Origin of the sequence: Levilactobacillus angrenensis, assembly GCF_003946085.1 — a bacterium.
In the GTDB taxonomy this organism is placed as follows: domain Bacteria; phylum Bacillota; class Bacilli; order Lactobacillales; family Lactobacillaceae; genus Levilactobacillus; species Levilactobacillus angrenensis.
In genome coordinates this window covers 46908-53184 of the sequence record NZ_RHOB01000017.1, presented here as the reverse complement: position 1 = coordinate 53184, position 6277 = coordinate 46908, and the positions used below count along the sequence as shown (strand labels likewise).

The 6277-nt window shown below is 51.7% G+C and carries 6 protein-coding genes; 5 read left to right on the top strand and 1 reads right to left on the bottom strand.

Annotated elements, in window-relative coordinates; translation table 11 throughout:
• Positions 1-289: 289 nt before the first annotated feature.
• Both EKM83_RS10175 and EKM83_RS10170 read left to right on the top strand, forming a co-directional pair.
• Positions 290-802 (top strand): tRNA (cytidine(34)-2'-O)-methyltransferase, encoded by a 513-nt coding sequence (locus EKM83_RS10175; RefSeq protein ID WP_125577085.1) that lies wholly within the window; start codon positions 290-292, stop codon positions 800-802.
• Positions 803-820: 18 nt separating this feature from the next.
• Positions 821-3172 (top strand): FtsK/SpoIIIE family DNA translocase, encoded by a 2352-nt coding sequence (locus EKM83_RS10170; RefSeq protein WP_125577083.1) that lies wholly within the window; start codon positions 821-823, stop codon positions 3170-3172.
• A gap of 581 nt (positions 3173-3753) precedes the next feature.
• Here EKM83_RS10170 and EKM83_RS10165 read toward each other — a convergent pair.
• On the bottom strand, positions 3754-3876 hold the full coding sequence (locus EKM83_RS10165) for a DUF4044 domain-containing protein (protein ID WP_125577081.1): 123 nt from the start codon (positions 3874-3876) through the stop codon (positions 3754-3756).
• A 441-nt stretch (positions 3877-4317) separates the two neighbouring features.
• Between EKM83_RS10165 and EKM83_RS10160 the strand changes: the two genes are divergently transcribed.
• From EKM83_RS10160 to rsmH, 3 genes are all read left to right on the top strand, one after another.
• Positions 4318-4671 carry a DUF3397 family protein gene (locus EKM83_RS10160; RefSeq protein ID WP_125577079.1) on the top strand — a complete coding sequence of 118 codons (354 nt, stop codon included), beginning with the start codon at positions 4318-4320 and terminating at the stop codon, positions 4669-4671.
• A gap of 201 nt (positions 4672-4872) precedes the next feature.
• Positions 4873-5304 (top strand): division/cell wall cluster transcriptional repressor MraZ, encoded by a 432-nt coding sequence (mraZ, locus tag EKM83_RS10155; RefSeq protein ID WP_125577077.1) that lies wholly within the window; start codon positions 4873-4875, stop codon positions 5302-5304.
• A 21-nt stretch (positions 5305-5325) separates the two neighbouring features.
• Entirely contained in the window at positions 5326-6270 is a 945-nt protein-coding gene (rsmH, locus tag EKM83_RS10150; protein WP_125577075.1) for a 16S rRNA (cytosine(1402)-N(4))-methyltransferase RsmH, read from the top strand.
• Positions 6271-6277 lie beyond the last annotated feature (7 nt).

The window sequence follows — 6277 nt, the reverse complement described above, 5'->3', positions numbered from 1 at the left end:
TAATCAAGCGAGTCAGCTACGGATTCGGTTGTTTTAGTAGCTTTAGATTAAGGATTCATCTAGTATTCGGAATTAAAAAGGCTGCCTAATCATAATACGATTAGGCAACCTCAGACAGCCGATTACCAACAACAGTTGACAAAGAGCCACAATTGGGCGCCTGAGCCTTTTAATTATCACGCATGAAAGACCTGGTGGATTTGCCCCAGCCCCTTGTCAAAGCAACCCCGAAATGGCTATAATAATGGGACAGAACGAATGTTTGATAACAGAACGGAGAAGAGAATTTATGAGCAATCACATCGTTTTATTTGAACCGCTGTTTCCGGCCAACACCGGTAACATTGCCCGGACTTGTGCCGGCACCGACACCATTTTGGACTTGATCAAGCCCCTCGGATTTTCCGTTGACGATGCCCACTTAAAACGGGCCGGTTTGGACTACTGGGACAAGGTGGATGTTCGTTATCACGACAATCTACCGGCCTTTTTAGAAACCGTCAGTGACCCCACGCAATTGTACTTAGTGTCCAAATTCGCTGACCAAGACTACACGGAACCGGACTACCAGGTCAATGATAACGACCATTACTTCTTATTTGGGAAGGAAACGACTGGCTTGCCAGAACCCTTCATGCGCAAACACGCCGAAAAATGCATTCGGATTCCGCAAGACGATACCCACATTCGGGCGCTGAACTTGTCCAACAGTGCGGCCATCGTCATCTATGAAGTTCTGCGTCAACAACAATTTCCCAAGTTGGAACGGGTCCACAAATACCCGCACGATAAATTAAAGTAAGCGAAAGGAGGCCATCGGTTGGCTACCAAACGAAAAACAACTCGCCGGCGTCCAACCAAGCGTAAAACCACGCGGCGGAAGACGACCAAATCACAGCCGTTTCCCTATACCGCAAATGTGATTGGGTTGGTCCTGCTGGCCTTGGCTGGTCTGGGACTCTTTAACCTGGGCCTGCTGGGGACCCTCGCTGCCAATCTGGTGCGCCTAGTGGTGGGGGACAGTTACCAATTTGGGCTGATTTTAGTCGCCGCGGTGGGGGTAGCCCTCACCGTTACCGGCACGCTGCCGCAGATTGCGCGGCACTACCTGATTGGTGGCGGCCTCGTTTACGCGGGCTGGCTACTATGGATGAGTGCCAGCCAGTTCTTGGCTGTTGACCAGCACAGTCAATTTCTCACGACCGTGTGGCACAACGGCCTGGCTGATTTGACCAGCGGCGGGCTGACCTCACAGTTGGGCGGTGGCGTGATTGGTGCGTTATTGCTCAGCGTGATTGCCTGGTTGATTGCCTTGATTGGCGCGCAAATTGCGGCCTGGCTGATTATGTTAGGCGGGGTCATGGTCTTCTTCCAGATTCCGTTGGCCAGCGTCGAGCAGGGTGCCCAACGTGTTTGGGCAACGCTACGTTCGGGCTTAGCGGCTAGCGGAACGGCGTTGAAACGGGGCGGTGAACTCGCCAAGAAACGTCAGGCTAAACGCGCGGACCAGCACCCCAAGCATCCCGCCAAACCGGCCGTTGAAAAACCAGCGGATCCGGCTGACAAAGACTTACCGGAACCCCATGACAAACAGGCGCCCGTCAAGGCAGAACCGAGCTACCACATCACAGTGGCGGCCGATGCCAAGCCTAAGCAGACGCCCCAACCTAAAGCGGACGAGTCCGACGACAGTGCTGTGGCCGATGCCTTGGCTAACAGTACGCCCGTGGATCCCAACTATCAGTTGCCCACGGCAGACCTGCTGAAGCAAGTGCCGCCAACTGACCAGACGGAAGAGGTCAACGCCATTGACGCCAATACCAAGATTTTGAAGCAGACGCTCGATAGTTTTGGCGTCGATGCGGAAGTAAAGAATGTCAGCTTGGGGCCGTCCGTTACCGAATATGAGCTGCATCCGGCTATCGGGGTGAAGGTCTCACGCATCGTGAATTTAGCGGATGACCTGGCCTTAGCCCTGGCTGCCAAAGGGATTCGGATTCAAGCGCCGATTCCTGGAAAATCCTTGATTGGGATTGAAGTGCCTAACAAGGAAGTCTCGACCGTGGCCTTTAGAGACGTGGTCGAGGACCAGCCGCCGCACCCCAACAAGCCGTTGGAGGTGCCACTGGGCCGTAACGTGACGGGTGAGGTCGTCAGCATGGACCTCACCAAGATGCCGCATTTACTGATTGCCGGGGCGACCGGGAGTGGGAAGTCCGTGGCCATCAACGGCATTATTACCAGCATGTTGATGAATGCGCGGCCAGACCAGCTGAAATTGATGCTGATCGACCCGAAAAAAGTGGAATTGAGCGTTTACAACGGGATTCCCCACTTACTGACGCCCGTGGTTTCCGAACCGAAGAAGGCGGCGCGGGCCTTGCACAAGGTCGTGGCTGAAATGGAACGGCGCTACGAATTGTTCTCACAATTTGGGCAACGTAAGATTTCGGGGTACAACGCCTTCGTGCAAAAGGCGAACGCGGAAGACGATCAAGCCCGGCCGATGCTACCGTACATCGTGGTCGTCGTTGATGAATTGGCTGACTTGATGATGACGGTCTCCAGCGAAGTGGAAGACGCCATCATTCGCCTGGCACAAATGGGTCGGGCGGCCGGCGTGCACATGATTTTGGCCACGCAACGGCCATCCGTCGACGTCATCACCGGTCTGATCAAGGCCAACGTGCCGTCACGCATTGCCTTTGCGGTGTCGAGTGGGATCGATTCGCGGACCATATTGGATACCAATGGGGCTGAAAAGCTGTTAGGTCGCGGGGATATGCTGTATCAACCCGTTGATGCCAACTCGCCGGTGCGGGTCCAAGGGGCCTTCATCCCAGACGAGGACGTGGCGAACGTAGTCGATTTCATCAAACAACAGCAGTCTGCGGACTATGATGAAGACATGATGGTCAGCGACGAAGAAATCCAGCAAGAAGAGGCTGGCGATAGTGATGACGAGCTCTTTGATGATGCGTTGGCCTTCGTGGTCGATCAGCAAAAGGCCAGCACGTCACTGTTGCAGCGGCGCTTCCGGATTGGCTACAACCGAGCCGCCCGCATCATGGACGATTTGGAGCAGCGCGGCTACATCGGCCCCCAAGAGGGTAGTAAGCCTCGCCAGGTCTACAAGCAACCGGATAGTAATGCTGATCAGTCTGATGATTAGTCAAAATGAAAAAGGTGTTTCTCCTGAGGTCGTCAAAAATGGCGGCGGGGAGAAACACCTTTTTAATTGTGAGCTGTTAGGTTTTCGGATTGATAAAATTCGCCTGCGTCAGTCGGAGTTCTGCCTGCTGCCTTCGACGGGGGTGGTAATTACCAGCATAGAGCCCCGCTGTTAGATCTGCCGCCTGGGGCTAAGCCGATTATTATTGGCATGCACTCCTGTAGCCGAGAGTCTGCCAAATATGGGTTCAGCCGTGGGAGTTGCTTTAGCGGTGGTCTTGGCCGCTTAGGCAAATGGCGTCTTTTAGACGCGGGCTTTCGGCTCAAAGCGAGGCGTCGAGACCGTCCTTTGGCTCGACCCGTCCGCCCCAGCGTTCCAACCCATATTGGCGGACGGTAGGCGGTCGGCTCTCGTAATAAGTTAGCTAACCGTGCAAACGCTTTATCTCAGCGCGGCTGGTGCAAGCATTTAGCTCAGTATTCAGCTGATTAATTAATATGCGTTTCTGAAACTGGTGACTTGACAGTCGCGCAGAAAAAAAGCCGCCACCATTCTGCGAAGAACGGGACGACGAGATCTGATTAGCCCATTAAGCCAAGTGAGGAAATGGCACCAAAGACCAGTGATCCAATGGTTGCGATAATCATGATCCAGACGAAAACGTTGGTAATTTTTTGAAAAGTTGATTTTTTCTTTTTTTCCATGCGGGTTTAGCCACCTCTTTAAGTCCAATTTACTCAATTAGTTTACCGTGGTCGCTAGAGAATTGCAACCGCCAGGCGAAAAGTAATGGCGGATAATTCGGAAAATGACTTGGACTGCCGGGGGTCAGAGGGAAAATTAGACGAAGCAAAAGAGAAAAACCAGGCTTAACTGGCTTGGGGGCAACGCTGACAGCGATGAAAGTCAATAATGATGGCCTCACGAGGCATTTACGACCACAGCACGCGTTATGCTAACACACCCTCGTGAACGGCCCGCTAGCCCCTCCGTCGTAAAGTTTAAGTTCTGTTAGCGGTTGACAGCAGTGATTGCAACGGGCGGGAGAAATCCTTATAATTAAACGGAATGCCTAGCACCAGCTCACCAACGACTGGTGCTGAGCCCGAGAATTTTAGCAAGCAACGGAAGTAGGGGGAAACAACATGGCGTTTTGGGTATCACCAGCGGGGACACTGGCCATTCTGGCAATCGGGTGGTTAGTGATTCGCGGGGTCAAGCGGCTGTTCAAACGGCACTGGCCAGCACAAATCAATACGTGGGACGTCATGGCGCCGTTATTTTTCGTCGCGGCTATGATCTTGATTCCCTTGGGCGCGGGTCAAATTTTCCCGTGGCTGGTGATTGGCTGGATGCTGATCGGTATCGGTGTGACACTTCTACAGGCCATTCACAACAAAGAGTTGCTTTACACCACTTTTTTCCGGACTTTTTGGCGGTTGACGGACCTGTATTGGGTCGCCGGATTCGCGGTCTGCTTTTTATTAGTTATTAGTTAAATTAATGCATAAATATTAATATTTTTGGGTAACAACTCATTTTTAGTAAGCGTTATAAACGCTGTTAAGCCACGGTGAACACTTGTTCGCCGCGGCTTTTTTAACATTTGTGGGGAAATTTATAAAAATTCGGAAACGTTGTGGTAGAAAGTGGGGGGGTGTGGTAAACTTGGTGATAGTTACAAATGGGAGTGATTGGCTATGTTTATGGGCGAGTTTGAACATTCGATAGACACCAAAGGCCGGCTGATCATTCCCGCCAAATTTCGTGAGCAACTGGGAGAACAATTTGTTGTGACCCGGGGCATGGATGGGTGTTTATTCGGTTATCCCATGACTGAGTGGGAGACGCTGCAAGAAAAGCTAAAAGCCTTGCCAGTCAACCGCAAAGATGCCCGGGCCTTCGTCCGCTTCTTCTACTCCGCTGCAACTGAGTGCGAGTTGGATAAGCAGGGGCGCATCAATTTACCCAAGTCATTGCGAGACCACGCAGCGTTGACTAAGCAATGCGTGATCGTCGGGGTGGCGAATCGGTTTGAAATTTGGAGTGCCGACCGGTGGGCTGATTTCTCCACCAAGGCCGAAGAAGATTTCGACGATATTGCTGAAAATCTCATTGATTTTGGTATGTAGCGCTAAGAAAGGAGAGTGTTTATGGAAGACTTTCATCACGTAACGGTTTTACTCAAAGAAGCGGTGGCAGGATTAGCCATTCAGCCAACTGGCACCTACGTTGACTGCACTCTCGGTGGCGGCGGTCATAGCCAACGCATTTTAGAGCAATTAACGACCGGCCATCTGTACGCCTTTGACCAAGATCAAACAGCCATTACTTATAATCAAGAACACTTAAAAAAATACATCGACGAAGGTAAATTAACCTTTATCAAGAGCAATTTCCGCGACATTCAAGCCCAACTCAATCAGCGAGGCGTAACCGCCGTTGACGGTATCTTGTATGATCTGGGGGTTTCTTCTCCCCAGTTTGACGAAGCCGACCGGGGGTTTAGCTACCAACACGATGCCCCGTTAGACATGCGGATGGACCAAAGCCAAAAGCTGACGGCGTGGATCGTGGTCAATGAATGGGAATTTAACGATCTGATGCGGATTTTCCATCGCTACGGAGAAGAGAAGTTCGCCAAACCAATTGCCAGAGCCATCGAGCGTCACCGAGCGACAGCACCGATTGATACGACCGGCCAACTGGTCGACATTATCAAAGAGGGGATTCCCGCCGCTGCTAGACGCCACGGCGGCCATCCAGCTAAGAAGGTCTTTCAAGCCATCCGCATCGCCGTCAACGACGAATTAGGTGCCTTGGAAGATTCCTTGGAACAAGCCGTGTCCTTATTGGATCTCCACGGCCGTATCAGTGTCATCACCTTCCAATCCTTAGAGGACCGGTTGGTGAAGACCATGTTCCGCGAACAATCGTCTCTGCCAGACTTACCACAGGGATTACCTGTGATTCCAGATAACTTGCAACCTGATTTTCAGCTAGTCAATCGCAAGCCTATTTCACCATCTGAAGCAGAACTTGCGGTGAACCACCGCGCACACAGCGCAAAATTACGAATTTTAGAGAAAATTAAATAAATCAAAT

What these genes read in the sequence shown, in the direction of transcription:
- rsmH (WP_125577075.1), top strand. Translation starts at nt 5,326, where the DNA reads ATGGAAGACTTTCATCACGTAACGGTTTTACTCAAAGAAGCGGTGGCA.
- EKM83_RS10160 (WP_125577079.1), top strand. Translation starts at nt 4,318, where the DNA reads ATGGCGTTTTGGGTATCACCAGCGGGGACACTGGCCATTCTGGCAATC.
- mraZ (WP_125577077.1), top strand. Translation starts at nt 4,873, where the DNA reads ATGTTTATGGGCGAGTTTGAACATTCGATAGACACCAAAGGCCGGCTG.
- EKM83_RS10165 (WP_125577081.1), bottom strand. Translation starts at nt 3,876, where the DNA reads ATGGAAAAAAAGAAAAAATCAACTTTTCAAAAAATTACCAACGTTTTC.
- EKM83_RS10175 (WP_125577085.1), top strand. Translation starts at nt 290, where the DNA reads ATGAGCAATCACATCGTTTTATTTGAACCGCTGTTTCCGGCCAACACC.